This window comes from Streptomyces sp. NPDC021356 (assembly GCF_040641015.1).
GTDB lineage: Bacteria > Actinomycetota > Actinomycetes > Streptomycetales > Streptomycetaceae > Streptomyces.
In genome coordinates, this window is record NZ_JBFACU010000003.1 from 1 (window position 1) to 16622 (window position 16622).

13 protein-coding genes and 1 pseudogene are annotated in these 16622 nt (G+C 73.8%); 11 read left to right on the forward strand and 3 right to left on the reverse strand.

The window, feature by feature from the left end; genetic code table 11:
• The 6 genes and pseudogenes from AB0G56_RS04185 to AB0G56_RS04210 all read left to right on the forward strand — a co-directional run.
• A pseudogene (locus AB0G56_RS04185) lies at positions 1–213 on the forward strand (IS110 family transposase); the annotation flags it as partial.
• Between the two features lie 374 nt (positions 214–587).
• Positions 588–1445: a helix-turn-helix domain-containing protein gene (locus tag AB0G56_RS04190; protein ID WP_360963343.1), complete on the forward strand. Its 858-nt coding sequence runs from the start codon at positions 588–590 to the stop codon at positions 1443–1445.
• Positions 1446–1584: 139 nt separating this feature from the next.
• The gene (rimO, locus tag AB0G56_RS04195; RefSeq protein WP_360963346.1) at positions 1585–3090 is read left to right on the forward strand and encodes a 30S ribosomal protein S12 methylthiotransferase RimO; all 1506 of its coding nucleotides are present in this window, start codon (positions 1585–1587) and stop codon (positions 3088–3090) included.
• Positions 3087–3929: a CDP-diacylglycerol--glycerol-3-phosphate 3-phosphatidyltransferase gene (gene pgsA, locus AB0G56_RS04200; protein ID WP_360963348.1), complete on the forward strand. Its 843-nt coding sequence runs from the start codon at positions 3087–3089 to the stop codon at positions 3927–3929. Before rimO ends, pgsA begins: the two co-directional genes overlap by 4 nt.
• Positions 3926–4471, forward strand: coding sequence for a CinA family protein (locus AB0G56_RS04205; RefSeq protein WP_360963350.1), 546 nt, complete (start codon positions 3926–3928; stop codon positions 4469–4471). The genes pgsA and AB0G56_RS04205 overlap by 4 nt, the downstream gene beginning before the upstream one ends.
• A gap of 109 nt (positions 4472–4580) precedes the next feature.
• Positions 4581–4958, forward strand: coding sequence for a helix-turn-helix transcriptional regulator (locus tag AB0G56_RS04210; protein WP_360963353.1), 378 nt, complete (start codon positions 4581–4583; stop codon positions 4956–4958).
• Between the two features lie 938 nt (positions 4959–5896).
• Here AB0G56_RS04210 and AB0G56_RS04215 read toward each other — a convergent pair.
• Positions 5897–6748: a DNA-formamidopyrimidine glycosylase family protein gene (locus AB0G56_RS04215; RefSeq protein ID WP_360963356.1), complete on the reverse strand. Its 852-nt coding sequence runs from the start codon at positions 6746–6748 to the stop codon at positions 5897–5899.
• A gap of 115 nt (positions 6749–6863) precedes the next feature.
• Positions 6864–11828, reverse strand: coding sequence for an ATP-dependent helicase (locus AB0G56_RS04220; protein WP_360963359.1), 4965 nt, complete (start codon positions 11826–11828; stop codon positions 6864–6866).
• A 108-nt stretch (positions 11829–11936) separates the two neighbouring features.
• Here AB0G56_RS04220 and AB0G56_RS04225 point away from each other — a divergent pair, with 108 nt between their 5' ends.
• From AB0G56_RS04225 to AB0G56_RS04235, 3 genes are read left to right on the forward strand one after another with little or no spacing between them, the layout of a single operon-like run.
• Positions 11937–12917 carry an AraC family transcriptional regulator gene (locus AB0G56_RS04225; RefSeq protein WP_360963362.1) on the forward strand — a complete coding sequence of 327 codons (981 nt, stop codon included), beginning with the start codon at positions 11937–11939 and terminating at the stop codon, positions 12915–12917.
• On the forward strand, positions 12803–13609 hold the full coding sequence (locus AB0G56_RS04230) for an AzlC family ABC transporter permease (protein WP_360963365.1): 807 nt from the start codon (positions 12803–12805) through the stop codon (positions 13607–13609). Before AB0G56_RS04225 ends, AB0G56_RS04230 begins: the two co-directional genes overlap by 115 nt.
• Positions 13606–13914 (forward strand): AzlD domain-containing protein, encoded by a 309-nt coding sequence (locus tag AB0G56_RS04235; protein ID WP_360963368.1) that lies wholly within the window; start codon positions 13606–13608, stop codon positions 13912–13914. Before AB0G56_RS04230 ends, AB0G56_RS04235 begins: the two co-directional genes overlap by 4 nt.
• A gap of 8 nt (positions 13915–13922) precedes the next feature.
• On the opposite strand, the gene AB0G56_RS04240 is transcribed toward AB0G56_RS04235, so the two are convergent.
• The gene (locus AB0G56_RS04240) at positions 13923–14867 is read right to left on the reverse strand and encodes a hypothetical protein (protein ID WP_360963371.1); all 945 of its coding nucleotides are present in this window, start codon (positions 14865–14867) and stop codon (positions 13923–13925) included.
• A 79-nt stretch (positions 14868–14946) separates the two neighbouring features.
• Here AB0G56_RS04240 and AB0G56_RS04245 point away from each other — a divergent pair, with 79 nt between their 5' ends.
• Both AB0G56_RS04245 and AB0G56_RS04250 read left to right on the forward strand, forming a co-directional pair.
• Positions 14947–15141 (forward strand): DUF3046 domain-containing protein, encoded by a 195-nt coding sequence (locus AB0G56_RS04245; RefSeq protein ID WP_360963374.1) that lies wholly within the window; start codon positions 14947–14949, stop codon positions 15139–15141.
• Between the two features lie 60 nt (positions 15142–15201).
• A complete protein-coding gene (locus AB0G56_RS04250) occupies positions 15202–16557 on the forward strand; it encodes an AI-2E family transporter (RefSeq protein WP_360963377.1) in 1356 nt (451 codons plus the stop codon).
• The last annotated feature ends 65 nt before the right edge of the window (positions 16558–16622 follow it).

The window sequence follows — 16622 nt, forward strand, 5'->3', positions numbered from 1 at the left end:
GGCGGCAACCGGCAACTGAAACGCGCGATGTTCCTGTCCGCGTTCGCCGCACTGCACGATCCCGCCTCCCGCACCTACTACGACCGATGCCGGGCCCGCGGGAAGACCCACACCCAGGCACTTCTCCGCCTGGCCCGACAACGGATCAACGTGCTGTTCGCGATGCTCCGCGACGGCACCTTCTACGAACCCAGAACCCCACGCCTCGCTTGACGAAAGACATAGAGGCACCCCCCGGGGACGGGCGGGACCGGGAGCCGGGCGGATTCGAGGCGGGAGCGGGGGGTAGGCGCAAGGACGTCCGCCGGGACCGACGGCCGCCCGGCGGGCGGGTACTCCGAGGGCGGGCGGACGGACCGTGATCCACCCGTTAGCCCACGGTGGGCAACCCTTTCGCCCGGCCGTACGTCAAGTTGAGCGAGAGGTCCCGGCGCGGGCACCGCCAGCGGCTCCGCGCCCGTTCCACCATCGGATTGTCCGGCCATTCCGATGGCGTACAAAGTACCGCCGCCGGGTCGCTCCACCCTTTGGCACACCCCTAGACTGAACCTCCAGCACAGGCGGCTACACGCTCGAAAGGCGCCCCCGTGTCCATCGGCAACTCCCCTGAAGACGAGCGTCCGTTCGAAGACGTTTCCGAGGAAGCCCGCCCCTCTGCCCGCCCCTCCGTCGGCCGAGTTCTGAAGGACGCCCGGCTCGCCGCCGGGCTGACCGTCGACGAGGTCAGCGCCGCCACCCGGGTCCGCATCGCCATCGTGCACGCCATCGAGGCCGACGACTTCGCCCCCTGCGGAGGGGACGTCTACGCCCGCGGGCACATCCGGACCCTGGCGCGTGAGGTGCACCTGGATCCCGCCCCGCTGCTCGCCCAGTACGACGCCGAGCACGGCGGGCGCCCCGCGCCGACCCCGGCCGCCCCGCTCTTCGAGGCGGAACGTATCCGCCCGGAGCGGCGCGGCCCCAACTGGACCGCCGCCATGGTCGCCGCGATCGTCGTCGTCATCGGTTTCGTCGGCTTCACCGCCTTCAAGGGCGGCGGCAGCGGTGACAGCAGCGCCAAGGCCCAGGTCGCCGAGGGCTCCACCCCCAGCACCAGCTCCCCGGCCTCGCCCGGTCCGAAGCACACCCGGCCCGCCGACCCGAAGCCCGCCCCCTCCGACAGCGCCATCGCCGCCGCGCCCCAGGACAAGGTGACCGTGCAGGTCAGCGCGCCGAACGGGCGCAGCTGGATCTCCGCCAAGGACCACAACGGCCGCATGCTCTTCGACGGGCTGCTGAGCAAGGGCGAGTCCAAGACCTTCCAGGACAGCACGAAGATCAACCTGATCCTCGGCGACGCCGGCGCGGTCCAGCTCTACGTCAACGGCAAGAAGATCGAGGACCAGTTCCAGCCGGGCGCCGTGGAGCGCCTCACCTACACCAAGGGCGACCCGCAGGTCGGGTGAGCCCGAGCCCGCGGACCGGGGGCGAACCGGTGGGCAGCCCGGGCGCAGGGGCGCGGGCGGACGGACACCGGAGGGGTTGGCCGAGATCGGCCAACCCCTTCGACGTGGGGTGTCGGCGGGACAAAGTAGTCTTGAGCCCATGCCTGAACGCCGTACCGTCGCACTCGTCACTCTCGGCTGCGCCCGTAACGAGGTGGACTCGGAGGAGCTCGCAGGCCGTTTGGAGGCGGACGGCTGGCAGCTCGTCGAGGACGCCGCGGACGCCGACGTCGCCGTCGTCAACACCTGTGGCTTCGTGGAAGCCGCCAAGAAGGACTCCGTCGACGCCCTCCTGGAGGCCAACGACCTCAAGGACCACGGCAGAACGCAGGCCGTCGTCGCGGTCGGCTGCATGGCCGAGCGGTACGGCAAGGAACTCGCCGAAGCCCTCCCGGAGGCCGACGGCGTGCTCGGCTTCGACGACTACGCGGACATCTCCGACCGTCTGCAGACCATCCTGAGCGGCGGCATCCACGCCGCGCACACCCCGCGCGACCGCCGCAAGCTTCTGCCGATCAGCCCGGCCCAGCGGCAGGAGGCGGGTGCCGCCGTGGCCCTGCCCGGGCACGGGCCGGCCGACCTGCCCGAGAGCCCGGCCGACCTGCCCGAGGGCGTCGCCCCGGCCTCGGGGCCGCGCGCCCCCCTGCGCCGCCGTCTCGACGGCGCCCCGGTCGCCTCCGTCAAGCTCGCCTCCGGCTGCGACCGGCGCTGCTCCTTCTGCGCGATCCCCTCCTTCCGCGGCTCCTTCATCTCCCGCCGCCCCAGCGACGTGCTGAACGAGACGCGGTGGCTGGCCGAGCAGGGCGTCAAGGAGATCATGCTGGTCTCCGAGAACAACACCTCCTACGGCAAGGACCTCGGCGACATCCGCCTGCTGGAGTCCCTGCTGCCCGAGCTGGCGGAGGTCGACGGCATCGAGCGGGTGCGGGTCAGCTACCTGCAGCCCGCCGAGATGCGCCCCGGTCTCATCGACGTCCTCACCTCCACCCCGAAGGTCGCCCCCTACTTCGACCTCTCCTTCCAGCACTCCGCGCCCGGCGTGCTGCGCGCCATGCGCCGCTTCGGCGACACCGACCGCTTCCTGGAACTGCTGGACACCATCCGGTCCAAGGCGCCCCAGGCCGGTGTCCGCTCCAACTTCATCGTCGGTTTCCCCGGCGAGTCGGAGGCCGACCTCGCCGAGCTGGAGCGCTTCCTGAACGGCGCCCGGCTCGACGCGATCGGTGTCTTCGGCTACTCCGACGAGGAGGGCACCGAAGCGGCGACGTACGAGAACAAGCTGGACGAGGACGTCGTGGGCGAGCGGCTGGCACGTGTCTCCCGGCTGGCCGAGGAACTCGTCTCCCAGCGCGCCGAGGAGCGCGTCGGCGAGACGGTGCGGGTACTCGTCGAGTCCGTGGACCCCGAGGACGGCGTGTCCGGCCGGGCCGCGCACCAGGCCCCTGAGACGGACGGCCAGGTGCTCCTCACCGACGGCGAGGGCCTGGTCGCGGGCCGTATGGTCGAGGCGAAGGTGATCGGCACGCAGGGCGTGGACCTGGTGGCGGAGCCGCTGGCGGGTGTGCCGGCGGATGCGCCCGGGTGGAGTGAGGAGGCGGGCAGATGACCGGAGTCCCGGCATCCGCGGCGGGCGGCCCCTCCGGCGCGCGGCCGGTGGCCAAGGGAGCGGCGGCACGTCGCTCCGGCGCGGCCGGGCCCTCCGGCGCGGCGGGAAAACCCGGTGCCGCGAAGGCCGGCGCGACGGCGTCCGGTGCCGTGACCTCCGGCGGCGGGACCGAGGGAACCGAGGGCGCGGTGCGGGAAGAGGACGACGCGAGGCCCGCGCGCGGCGGCAAGATCACGGCCGCCGCCGTCAACCAGGCCAGCGTGTGGAACGTCGCCAATCTGCTGACCATGCTCCGGCTGCTCCTGGTGCCCGGCTTCGTGGCCCTGATGCTGGCGGACGGCGGGTACGACCCGGCGTGGCGCTCGTACGCATGGGCCGCCTTCGCCATCGCCATGATCACGGACCTGTTCGACGGACACCTGGCCCGCACGTACGACCTCGTCACCGACTTCGGGAAGATCGCCGACCCCATCGCCGACAAGGCGATCATGGGAGCGGCGCTGATCTGTCTCTCCGGGCTCGGCGACCTGCCCTGGTGGGTGACCGGAGTGATCCTCGGCCGGGAAGTCGGGATCACCCTCCTGCGGTTCCTCGTCATCCGCTACGGAGTCATCCCCGCGAGCCGCGGCGGCAAGCTCAAGACGCTCACGCAGGGCGTGGCGGTCGGGATGTACGTCCTGGCACTGACGGGCTGGCTGGCCACCCTGAGATTCTGGGTGATGGCCGCGGCCGTGGTGCTGACCGTGGTGACCGGACTCGACTACGTGAAACAGGCCATTGTGCTGCGCAGGCGGGGAATCGCCGAGCGCCGGGCCGCGTTGAAGGAATCGGAAGCGTGAGTTCTGGCGCCGCCGAGGTCGTGGAACTACTGACGGTGAGGGGTGAGACGCTCGCCGTCGCCGAGTCGCTGACCGGCGGTCTCGTCGCGGCGGAGATCACCTCGGTACCTGGGGCCTCCAGGGTCTTCCGGGGCTCGGTCACCGCCTACGCCACGGAACTGAAGCACCGGTTGCTGGGTGTCGACGCCACTCTGCTGGCCGAGCGGGGAGCGGTGGATCCGCAGGTCGCGGCCGAGATGGCGGCCGGGGTCCGCAGGGCTCTCGGTGCGGACTGGGGCATCGCGACCACCGGGGTCGCCGGTCCCGACCCCCAGGACGGACAGCCCGTCGGGACCGTCTTCGTCGCCGTGGACGGGCCACCCGGACCGCGGAACGGAGCGGAGGGTGGCGGGAAAACGGCGGCACTGCGGTTGAACGGCGGCCGGGCGGACATTCGTATGGAGAGTGTACGGAGCGTACTCGCACTGCTGATTGAGCGGATCGCGGGCGAACAGAGCGGAAATGAGCGGGCACAGGATACGGAACGGAACGGGGGGTTTTGATGTTTGCAGCCCTGAGTGAACACGACATCGCTCCCCGCACGGCCGCGTCACGAGGCGGTACGGTGGGGCGTGAAGGATGCGGCTACGCGGTCCGAGGAGGGAGCCACCGATGATTCTGCTCCGTCGCCTGCTGGGTGACGTGCTGCGTCGGCAGCGCCAACGCCAGGGCCGTACTCTGCGCGAAGTCTCCTCGTCCGCCCGAGTCTCGCTCGGCTATCTCTCCGAGGTGGAGCGGGGGCAGAAGGAGGCTTCCTCCGAGCTGCTCTCCGCCATCTGCGACGCGCTGGACGTACGGATGTCCGAGCTCATGCGGGAAGTGAGCGACGAGCTCGCCCTCGCCGAGCTGGCCCAGTCTGCTGCGGCCACCGATCGTGTGCCGGCGCCGGTTCGCCCGATGCTGGGTTCCGTGTCGGTGACCGGCGTGCCACCGGAACGGGTGACGATCAAGGCACCCGCCGCCGAGGCGGTGGACGTGGTCGCCGCGTGACGGTCACGTGCGCGTGAGCTGACGCATACGTCGTGAGGCCCCGGCCGGGGCTTCTCCGGGAGGCCGGAGGAGTACGGCCGGGGCCTTCGTGCTGCGGGACGCCCATGGTCACCTCGAGGGTCCGTCGCGTTGCCGGTGTGCGGTGGTCCGGTGATGGTGGAGGCCGGGCCGGGTTTCGGTCGAAGGGCGCCAGGAAGCGGGAGGACGGCACCTCAGCAGCACCTCGTACGAGCCCCGGTGCGCCCTCCTGCACGCGAGGGCGGCGTTCTGGTGGCGTGCGGCGCGTCGGCTCCTCGGCGGCCGGCATCGGGCTGGAGGTGGGTGCGTGGGTGCGGATGCGGGACCGATAGTGCGCGGGGGAGCCGCCCTGGCGCTCGGTGCGGTGTGGTGGTGGGCGGTGGTGCGCCTGGTGCTGACAGGCGGTGGGGGGCTGTGGGAGGCGACGGTCGCGGCGGGCGGTTGGGGTCTGAGCGTGCTGCCCCTGCACTGTGTCCGGGCGCCGCGCCGTTCCGGGGACCTGGACGAACCTGACCACGTCGACGGCCCTGACGCCCCCGGCGAACGTGACGGCCTTGGCGACCGCAGCCCCCTCGGCCCTCGGCGCTCGGGCAGCGAACCGGTGGCGAGCGAACCGATACCAGGCGAACCGATACCGGGCGAACCGGTGGTGAGCGAACCGGGGCCCGCTCTTGGGCGGCCCCCCGCGGCCGCGGAGAGCGGTGACCCGGCTTCCGCCTCCGGGGTGATCGGCGGGGCGGTGCTCGGCGAGTCCGGGGGGTGGCCCTACGGGCACGGTGGGCGCACGCCGTCCGCCGAGGGCGGTGGCTGGCCGTTCGGGGCCGCGGAGGACGCGCTCCGGGACGAGCGGGACGGAGGGGGAACCGGGGGAGGAGGAGAAACGGGGGGAGGAGAAGAAGCAGGAAGAAGCTGACGTGGCGTCAGCGGTGCGCGCGGGGGTACGGGTAGCGCTCCCGCCACTTCTGCGGGGAACCCGGCGGCGGGGCGGGGCCCGCCTGGCAGGACGGGCACCAGTACGTGGGACGCTCCTGGGAGCCGTCGCCCTGGTCGGCCACCCGGACGGAGGTTCCGCAGCGCAGGCAGGGGCGGGGCGCACGGCCGTAGACGAACAGGTCCTGACCCCGCAGGCCCGTGGTCCGGCGGACCATACGGTCGCGGTTGGCCTCCAGGAGCCGCTGGGCGAGGGCGGGCAGCTTCGCCGCGCGGTCGGCGGGCAGGGCGCCCACGGGCAGCCACGGTGTGACGCGGAGCAGGAAGCACAGCTCGCTCTTGTAGACATTGCCGATGCCGGCGAGGTTGCGCTGGTCGAGCAGGGCCTCGCCGAGTTCGCGGGACGGGTCGGCGAGGAGGTTGGTCAGGGCCAGGTCCGGGTTCCAGTCGGGACCGAGGAGGTCCGGGCCGAGGTGACCGACGGCACGCTCCTCCTCGGTGCTGCGCAGCAGCTCCAGAACCGGTAGGCGGTAGCCGACGGCGGCACGGTCGGCGGTGGCGAGGACGGCCCGGATCTGGTGGGCGGGGCCGCCCTTCCAGCGTTCGCCGCTGCCGTAGACCCTCCAGGTGCCCTCCATCCGCAGGTGCGAGTGCAGGGTGAGGCCGCCCTCGAAGCGGGTGAGCAGGTGTTTGCCGCGCGAGACGGTGTTCAGCACCGTCCGGCCGGCCAGATCGGCCGTGGCGTACTTCGGCACCCGGAAGTCGCTGCGGGTCAGCACCTTGCCCGCGAGCGCGTCGTGCAACCGCCTCGCGGCCTGCCAGACCGTGTCACCCTCGGGCATGCGTCAAGGGTGCCACCGGGCCGGTGCTTCCGGTCCGGTCACAGGGTCTCGGCCGTGCGGTTCCGGTCATGGAGGTCAGGCCATCGGTTCCGGTGGGGCGGGCCGCACGGTCGGGTCATGGGCGCAGGCGCAGCCCGCGGGGTGTCGCGATGAAGCCCGCTCCTTCCAGTAGGGCGCCCAAGGAAGAGGTCAGGGCGGAGGCGCCGTTGACCCGCTCCACCGTGATGGTGCCGAGGGAGCCCGCGCGGGCCGCGGCGGCCAGCCCTTCGGCAGCCTCCCGCAGACGGGGATCGTCGGTGGCCGCGGCGTCCGCTTCGGCGGGCCAGGCCAGCAGGGTCTTTCCGCCGCGTTCCATGTAGAGCGTCAGTTCGCCGTCCACGAGCACCACGAGCGAACCGGCCTTGCGTCCCGGTTTGTGCCCGGCGCCCGTCGGCGGCTCGGGCCAGGGCAGGGCGGCGCCATAGGCGTTCGCGGGGTCGGCCGCCGCCAGCACGACCGCCCGGGAACCGGCGGGGACGTCACGCCCACCGCCCCCTCGACTGCCGGCGCCCGTGCCGTACGCGAAGGCGTGCCCGCCGCCTCTCGGCCCGCCCCGGCCCGGATCGGCGAGGTCCGCGGGCGAGATGTGGTCCCCCGGGGAGAGACGGCCGGATGCCGACCAGTCCGGCTCATGATTCCGGCCCGGCCGGTCCAGGTCTCCGGCCGGACCCGCCGCGCCGAAGTCGTCGTGGGACAGAGGTCCTCCGTCGGGCAGCGGGCCGCGGTCGGGGCGGCCGGCGGCGGGCGGCCCGAAGCCGTCGGGGCCCCCGCCGAACCCCGTTCCGGGCAGGCCCTCGCGCCGCTCCCGGGCATTGGCCACCGCCCGCAGCCGGTCCACGGCGCCGTCCATCGCGAACTGGGCGGCGCCCAGCCCCTCGACCACGTAACCGCGACGGGCCTGACCGCTCTCCTCGAAGGCGGACAGGATCCGGTACACGGCGGAGAAACCGCCTTCGACGCCCTCCGCGGACACCGCGCCCCGGGTGACCACGCCGTGCCGGTCGAGCAGGGTGCGGGCCAGGGCATGGGCGTGCACGGTCGGGTCGGCTTCGCGGCCGGGCAGCAGGGACCAGCGGCCGGCGACGGTCGGGGGGCCGCTGCGCGAGGCGGGCCGGGCCGCTGCCGTCAGGGAGCCGTAGCGTCCGCGCGGGACGGCGCGCTTGGCGCGGTGGGCCGTGGATCCGGCGGTGCGGCCGGAACCGAGCAGTGCACGCATCGGGGCCAGGGTGTCGCTGGTGAGCCGTCCGGACCAGGCGAGGTCCCAGAGCGTGTCCGCCAGTTCGGGATCGGTGGCCTCCGGGTGGGTGGTCGCCCGGACCTGGTCGGCGATCTGGCGGAAGAACAGGCCGTACCCGCCGGAGAGGGCGTCGAGCACCGAACGGTGCAGCGCGGTCAGCTCCAGGGGGTGCGGCGGCGGCAGGAGCAGGGGGGCCGCGTCCGCCAGGTACAGCGAGACCCAGCCGTCCTTGCCGGGCAGCGCGCCCGCGCCCGCCCACACCACCTCGCCGGCGGCGGTGAGCTCGTCGAGCATCGACGGGGTGTAGCCGGTCACCCGGGAGGGCAGGACGAGCTTCTCCAGCGCCGATGCCGGCACGGAAGCACCCTGTACCTGTTCGACCGCGCGCACCAGTCCGTCGACGCCCCGCAGGCCGTGCCCCTTGCCGATGTGCTGCCACTGCGGCAGGAACTGGCCGAGAGCAGCCGGCGGGACCGGCTCCAGCTCGTGTCGCAGCGCGGCCAGCGAGCGACGGCGCAGCCTGCGCAGTACGGCGGCGTCGCACCACTCCTGGCCGATGCCCGCCGGGTGGAACTCGCCCTGGACCACCCGGCCCGCGGCGGCCAGCCGCTGCAACGCCCCCTCGGTGACCGCCGCACCCAGGCCGAACCGGGTCGCGGCGGTCGCCGACGTGAACGGGCCGTGGGTGCGGGCGTGGCGCGCGAGGAGGTCACCCAGGGGGTCCTTGACCGGCTCGGTGAACGCCTCCGGGACCCCCACCGGCAGCGCCGTGCCGAGCGCGTCGCGCAGGCGGCCGGCGTCCTCGACGGCCGCCCAGTGGTCGGCGCCCGCGATCCTGACCCGGATGGCCCGGCGCCGGGCGGCCAGCTCCTCGGCCCAGCCGGGCTCCGCCCCGCGTGCGCTCAGCTCCGCGTCCGTGAGTGGCCCGAGCAGCCGCAGGACGTCCGCGACGCCTTCGACGTCCTTGACGCGGCGGTCCTCGGTCAGCCACTGCAGCTCGCGCTCCAGCTCGGCGAGCACCTCGGCGTCCAGCAGCTCACGCAGCTCCGCCTGCCCGAGCAGCTCGGCCAGCAGCCGCGAGTCCAGGGAGAGCGCGGCGGCGCGGCGCTCGGCCAGCGGTGAGTCGCCCTCGTACAGGAACTGGGCGACGTAGCCGAAGAGCAGCGAGCGCGCGAAGGGGGACGGTTCGGGGGTGGTGACCTCGACCAGGCGGACCCTGCGGGACTCGATGTCCCCCATCAGCTCGACCAGGCCGGGGACGTCGAAGACGTCCTGGAGGCACTCGCGGACCGCTTCCAGGACGATCGGGAACGAGCCGAACTCGCTCGCCACCTGCAGCAGCTGGGCGGCGCGCTGGCGCTGCTGCCACAGTGGGGTGCGCTTGCCGGGGTTGCGGCGGGGCAGCAGCAGCGCGCGGGCGGCGCACTCGCGGAAGCGGGAGGCGAACAGGGCGGAGCCGCCGACCTGGTCGGTGACGGTCTGGTCGACCTCCCCCTTGTCGAAGGCGACGTCCGCCGCCCCGATCGGCGCCTGCTCGGCGTCGTACTCCGCGCCGGTCTTCGCGGGCTGTGCGTCGAGCAGGTCCAGGCCCATGAGGTCGGCATCGGGCAGGCGCAGCACGATGCCGTCGTCGGCGTGCATGACCTGCGCGTCCATGCCGTACCGCTCGGACAGGCGGGCGCCGAGGGCCAGTGCCCAGGGGGCGTGCACCTGGGCGCCGAAGGGGGAGTGCACGACGACCCGCCAGTCGCCCAGTTCGTCGCGGAAGCGCTCCACGACGATCGTCCGGTCGTCGGGGACGTGGCCGCAGGACTCTCGCTGTTCGGCCAGGTAGGACAGGACGTTGTCCGCGGCCCAGGCGTCCAGGCCGGCCGCGAGGAGCCGGAGCCGGGCATCCTCGTCGGACAGGGAGCCGACCTCGCGCAGGAACGCGCCCACCGCACGGCCCAGCTCCAGCGGACGGCCCAGCTGGTCACCCTTCCAGAAGGGCAGCCGGCCGGGCACGCCCGGCGCGGGGGAGACCAGGACCCGGTCGCGGGTGATGTCCTCGATGCGCCAGGAACTCGTGCCCAGGGTGAACACGTCGCCCACCCGGGACTCGTAGACCATCTCCTCGTCCAGTTCGCCGACCCGGCCGCCGCCCTTCTTGGGGTCGGAACCGGCGAGGAAGACCCCGAACAGGCCGCGGTCGGGGATCGTGCCCCCGGAGGTGACGGCGAGGCGCTGCGCCCCGGGCCGGCCGGTGACCGTGCCCGCCACGCGGTCCCACACCACGCGCGGGCGCAGTTCCGCGAACGCGTCCGAGGGGTAGCGGCCGGCGAGCATGTCGAGGACGGCCGTGAACGCCGAGTCCGGCAGGGAGGCGAACGGCGCCGCCCGGCGGACCAGGGCCAGCAGGTCGTCGACCTGCCAGGTGTCCAGGGCCGTCATCGCGACGAGCTGCTGGGCGAGGACGTCCAGCGGGTTGGCGGGCACCCGCAGGGACTCGATGGCACCGGAGCGCATCCGCTCGGTGACGACGGCGGCCTGGACCAGGTCGCCGCGGTACTTCGGGAAGACCACCCCGGTGGAGACGGCACCGACCTGGTGTCCCGCGCGGCCCACGCGCTGCAGCCCGGAGGCCACGGACGGCGGTGACTCGACCTGGACGACCAGGTCCACGGCGCCCATGTCGATGCCCAGCTCCAGGCTGGAGGTGGCGACCACCGCCGGGAGACGGCCCGCCTTGAGGTCCTCCTCGACCAGGGCCCGCTGCTCCTTGGAGACCGAGCCGTGGTGGGCGCGGGCGATGACCGGGGGCGCGCCGTGCGCCGCACCGGAGCCGCCCATCAGCTCGGCCGGGGAGTGGTGCTCGTCCAGGGGCTCCCCGGTGGCCCGCTCGTAGGCGATCTCGTTGAGCCGGTTGCACAGGCGCTCGGCGAGTCGTCGGGAGTTGGCGAAGACGATCGTCGAGCGGTGCGCCTGGACCAGGTCGGTGATCCGCTCCTCCACGTGCGGCCAGATGGAGGGCCGCTCCGCGCCGTCGTCGCCGTCGGCGGCCGGGGCGCCTCCCAGCTCGCCCAGGTCCTCCACCGGCACGACGACCGAGAGGTCGAACTCCTTGCCTGACTCGGGCTGGACGATCTCCACCTTGCGGCGCGGCGACAGGTAGCGGGCGATCTCGCCGACCGGGCGGACGGTCGCGGACAGCCCGATGCGGCGGGCCGGTTTCGGCAGCAGCTCGTCCAGGCGCTCCAGGGACAGCGCCAGGTGGGCACCGCGCTTGGTGCCCGCCACCGCGTGCACCTCGTCCAGGATCACCGTCTCGATGCCGGTCAGCGCGTCGCGCGTGGCCGAGGTGAGCATCAGGAACAGCGACTCGGGGGTGGTGATCAGGATGTCCGGCGGGCGGCTGGACAGGGCGCGGCGCTCGGCGGCCGGGGTGTCCCCGGAGCGGATGCCGACCTTCACCTCGGGCTCGGGCAGGCCCAGACGGACGGATTCCTGCCGGATGCCGGTGAGCGGACTGCGCAGGTTGCGCTCCACGTCGACGGCGAGGGCCTTGAGCGGGGAGACGTAGAGCACCCGGCAGCGCTTCTTCGGGTCGGCCGGGGGCGGGGTGGAGGCGAGCTGGTCGAGGGCGGCGAGGAAGGCGGCCAGGGTCTTGCCGGAACCGGTCGGGGCGACCACCAGGACGTCCGAGCCCGCGCCGATGGCCTGCCACGCGCCGGCCTGGGCCGCGGTGGGCGCGGAGAACGCCCCCGCGAACCAGCCGCGGGTCGCGGGGGAGAAGCCGTCGAGGGCCCGGTGTGCGTCGCTGACCATGCGTCCATCCTGCACCCGGCCACTGACAATGCGGGCTGACCTGGGCATTTGCCGCAGTCTGCGGGGCGAAGGGAGCGCGTCGGCCCGGCGGCGACGGAGAATCGACGCATGGCGGCACCGGGCGGCGAACGGGCACGGCACTGGCAGTACGCGGAACTGCCCGGTGTCGACCTGCTCCGTGCCCGCTACGTTCGCAAGGAGTTCGTCCGCCACACCCACGAGCACTTCGTGATCGCCGCCATCGCCGAGGGCGTCGAGGTGTTCCACCACCGCGGCACCGACCAGTACGCGGGACCGGGGGCCCTCGCGCTGGTCGATCCGGACACACCGCACACCGGTCGCGCGGGCGTGCCCGAGGGATGGCGGTACGGCGCGGTGTACCCGGCGCCCGAACTGGTGGCCGAGATCGCCGCCGAGACGACGACGCTCCGCGGGACACCGGGCTTCGTGAGCCCGGTGCTCGACGACCCCCGCGCCGCCGCACTGGTGCACCGGGTGCTGCGCGCGGCCGACGAGGGGAACGCACTCGCCGCCGACACCCTCCTGAGGGTCACGGTGACCCGGCTCCTGCGGCTGAACGGGGGCACCCGGCCCCAGCGGGAGGTCCGCACGGCGGGGCACGGCATCGCGGCACGCGCGCGTGTCGTCCTGGAGGAACGGATGGCCCGGCCGCCGACCCTGGAAGGCCTGGCGAAGGAGCTGGGGACGAGCCCGTTCGCCCTGCTGCGCGCCTTCCGGGACGCCTACGGGATGCCGCCGCACACCTGGCTGACCGACGCCCGGGTGCGCCGGGCCCTGCGGCTGCTGGACGCGGGCACCGCACCGGCCGCCGTCGCCGCGGCCGTCGGCTTCACCGACCAGTCGCACCTCAGCAGGCACTTCTCCCGGATCGTCGGCGTGCCGCCGGGCGCCTACCAGCGGGAGCGCAAGAACGTACAAGACGCGCGGTCGCGGCTGCTCCTACCGTCCGGGGGGTGGCAGAAGAGACAGCTCTCGCAGACATACGCGCCGGCGGCGCAGGAGCCGCCGACGGAGGAAAACCGGACGCCGCCGTCGCCCGGGACGCCCTCGGGGTCGGGGTCGCCGTAGGACTGTCCGGGTTCGCCTTCGGGGTGACCTCGGCGGGCAGCGGGCTCACCCTGCTCCAGACCTGCGCACTCAGCCTCCTGGTGTTCACCGGAGCCTCCCAGTTCGCCCTCGTCGGGGCGCTGGCGGCCGGTGGCGGTCCGCTCACCGCGGCGGCGGGCGCCTTCTTCCTGGGGATCCGCAACGCCTTCTACGGGCTCAGGCTCTCCCAGTTGCTGGCCCTCCCGCGCTGGACACGGCCGTTCGCCGCACAGTGGGTCATCGACGAGACCACCGCGGTGGCCCTCGCGCAGCCCACGCGGCGCAGCGCGCGGATCGGCTTCACGGTCACCGGCGTCACTCTCTACGTCCTGTGGAACCTCACCACGCTGCTCGGTGCGCTGGGGGCCGAGGCCATCGGGGACACCGGCGCCTGGGGCCTGGACGCGGCCGGACCCGCCGTGTTCCTGGCACTGCTCGCACCCATGCTGAAGACCGCCGCCGAACGTGCGGTCGCCGCCCTCGCGGTGCTCCTCGGGCTCGGCCTGCTGCCCGTCCTGCCCGCCGGGGTGCCGGTCCTGGCCGCAGCCCTCGCCGCGCCGGCCGTGCTGTACCTCGACGGGCGCCGCAGGAGCGGCGCGGCCGGCGGCGAGGGGGCCGGCGTAGCGGACGACGCACCACAGAGCGCACCAGACGCACGGAAGGAAGACCGGTGAACACCTGGACCGCGGTCGTCGTGACCGCCCTCGGCTGCTACGCCGTCAAGCTGGCCGGGCTGCTCGTCCCGGCGGTCGCCCTGGAACGGCCGCTGGTGCGGCGGCTCGCCGCCCTGCTCCCCGTCGCCCTGCTGGCCGCCCTCACCGCGCAGCAGACGTTCGCCGACGGGCGCGCGCTCGTTCTGGACGCCCGGGCGGCGGGCCTCGCTGCCGCCGCCGTGGCGCTGGTGCTGCGGGCCCCGTTCCTGCTCATCGTCGCGGTGGCCGTGGCGGTGACGGCCGGGGTACGGGCCATGGCCGGCTGAGCGGTCCTTCAGCCGATGACGCGGCCGTGGGCCCGCAAGGTGCGCAGGGCCTCGATCGTCACCATGGGCCGCGTCTCCAGCGCGGGAGCGGGCGCCCACTGGCGCCACGTGACCGGCCAGCCGCCGTCCTCCTGCTGCCGGCCGGCGAGGAAGTCGAGCGAGCGGGCCATCTCCTCGTCGGTGAACCACGCGCGCGCGAGGGACCCCGGTCCCCTCGCGAAGTCGTGCGGGAAGTGGTGCTCCGCCGGGGCGTAACCGGGTGCGACCGGCCAGTCCTGCGGGCGTGGGGGGTCCAGCACCGCCAGCCGCTGTGCGCGGACCAGGCGGCCGAGCCGGTCGGCGGCGGCCCGCGCGCGCGGGCGGTCGGGCGCGGAGTCCAGGAAGGCGACGGCCGCCTCCACCTCGTACGGGTGGGACGCGTCGAGGGACTCGATCCGCTGCCAGCAGAAGTCGGTCGCCCGGAACAGCCAGGCGTGCCAGACCTCGTTGCGGTGCAGCAGGCCGACCACCGGCCCGGTGGCCAGGAGGTCGCCCGGCGGCTCGTCCACGATCGGCACGAAGGGGGCCGCCGGATACTCTCGCCGGCCGGGCCCGACCGCGGGCAGCGCGCCGTCGGCGGTGGAGACGGAGGTCAGGTAGCGGCACACGCGCTCCACGCGCCGCCCGCCGCAGCGCCCGATGGAGTCGAGCACCCGCAGCGCGTACGCGGTGTGCAGCGGCCGGCTGACCGGACCGCGCAGATCGGGCTCCAGGGCGTGGCCGTACCCGCCGTCCTCGTTGACGTAGGCGTCCAGCGCGGTCTCCACGGGGTCCGCGCCGCCGTTCAGGAAGTGGTGCGCGAAGAGCCGCTGCTCCAGCACGCGCGCGGTCAGCCACACGAAGTGTTCGGCGCGGAACAGCGGGGAGGCCGCCGGGGGCGGCGAGGGAGAGGGGAACACACCTGTCTCGGCCATGGACCCGACCGTAGGGCGCCCGGCCGCCCCCGCAGGCGGTCCCGGCCGGGGCTACCCCCGGGGGCGGGATACTGGGGGCATGCGGTTGACGGTCTTCTGGGAGCGGATGGCGGAGCACTTCGGTGCCGGGTACGCCGACACCTTCGCACGCGATCACGTGATGTCCGAGCTGGGCGAGCGCACGGTGCACGAGGCACTGGCGGCGGGCTGGGAGGCCAAGGACGTCTGGCGCGTGGTCTGCCATGTGATGAACGTCCCGGGGGAGAGACGGTGACCGGTCACAAAGAGGGACGGGCCGTGCGGGACTGTCGGTGGCGTGGGCGACACTGGCACCGTGGCACCCACTGACGAGTCCGGGCAGACGGCCCCGCACGCGACCCCGACCGGTACGACACCGCCCGCCCGGCCCCCCGCCGAGGGCGCTGCCCGGCCGACCGCGCGCATGCCGCGGTGGCTGCCCCGCGCCATGGTGCTCGCCCTCGCGCTCGTCGCCGCCTTCCAGTTCGGCAGCTGGGCCTTCCACCAGGTGACCGGCCTGCTGGTCAACATCCTCATCGCGTTCTTCCTGGCGCTGGCCATCGAGCCCGCGGTGAGCCGTATGGCGGCCCGCGGCATGCGCCGGGGCTTCGCCACCTTCCTGGTCTTCCTGGGGCTGACGATCGCCGCGGCGGGCTTCGTCACCCTGCTCGGGTCGATGCTCGCCGGGCAGATCATCAAGATGGTCGAGGGCTTCCCGGAGTATCTCGACTCCGTCATCCACTGGGTCAACGCCAAGTTCCACACCGACCTGCGGCGGGTCGACATCCAGGAAGGGCTGCTGCACTCCGACTGGCTGCGCAAGTACGCGCAGAACGGTGCCGCGGGCGTGCTCGACGTGTCCACGCAGGTGCTCGGCGGCCTGTTCCAGATGCTGACGATCGGGCTGTTCTCGTTCTACTTCGCGGCCGACGGCCCGAGGCTGCGCCGTGCCCTGTGCTCGGTTCTGCCGCCCGCCCGCCAGGCCGAGGTGCTGCGCGCGTGGGAGATCGCCGTCGACAAGACCGGCGGCTACCTGTACTCGCGCAGCCTGATGGCGCTCATCTCCGGTGTCGCGCACTACATCCTGCTGCAGGCCCTCGGCGTTCCCTACGCGCCCGTGCTCGGCGTCTGGGTCGGCCTGGTGTCGCAGTTCATCCCCACCATCGGCACCTATCTCGCGGGCGCCCTGCCGATGCTGATCGCCTTCACGGTCAACCCCTGGTACGCGCTGTGGGTGCTGATCTTCGTCGTGGTCTACCAGCAGTTCGAGAACTACATGCTGCAGCCCAAGCTGACCGCGAAGACCGTGGACATCCACCCGGCGGTCGCCTTCGGCTCGGTCATCGCGGGCACCGCCCTGCTCGGCGCCGTCGGCGCGCTGATCGCGATTCCGGCGGTGGCCACGTTGCAGGCCTTCCTCGGGGCGTACGTGAAGCGGTACGCCGTCACCGACGACCCCCGTGTCCACGGCCACCGCACCCGGACCCCGGCAGCGGGCCTGCGCACGCGCGTACGGCGGCTGTGGGCGGCGCAACCCGCGGCGGACCCGGCGGCAGGGCGGGCGCGGAGCGGCGCGCAGGAGGAGCCCGGTGCTCCGGCGGGGGTGGCCGGGGCCGGGGCGGCGGACGCCCGGGGGCCCGCGGTGGCCGAGGAGGGCTCCACCGGGGACTGACCCGGCCGGGCAGCCGGACGGTGTCACTGTGCGGGGCCCGGGCGGGCCGCCCGACGCCGGCCGGG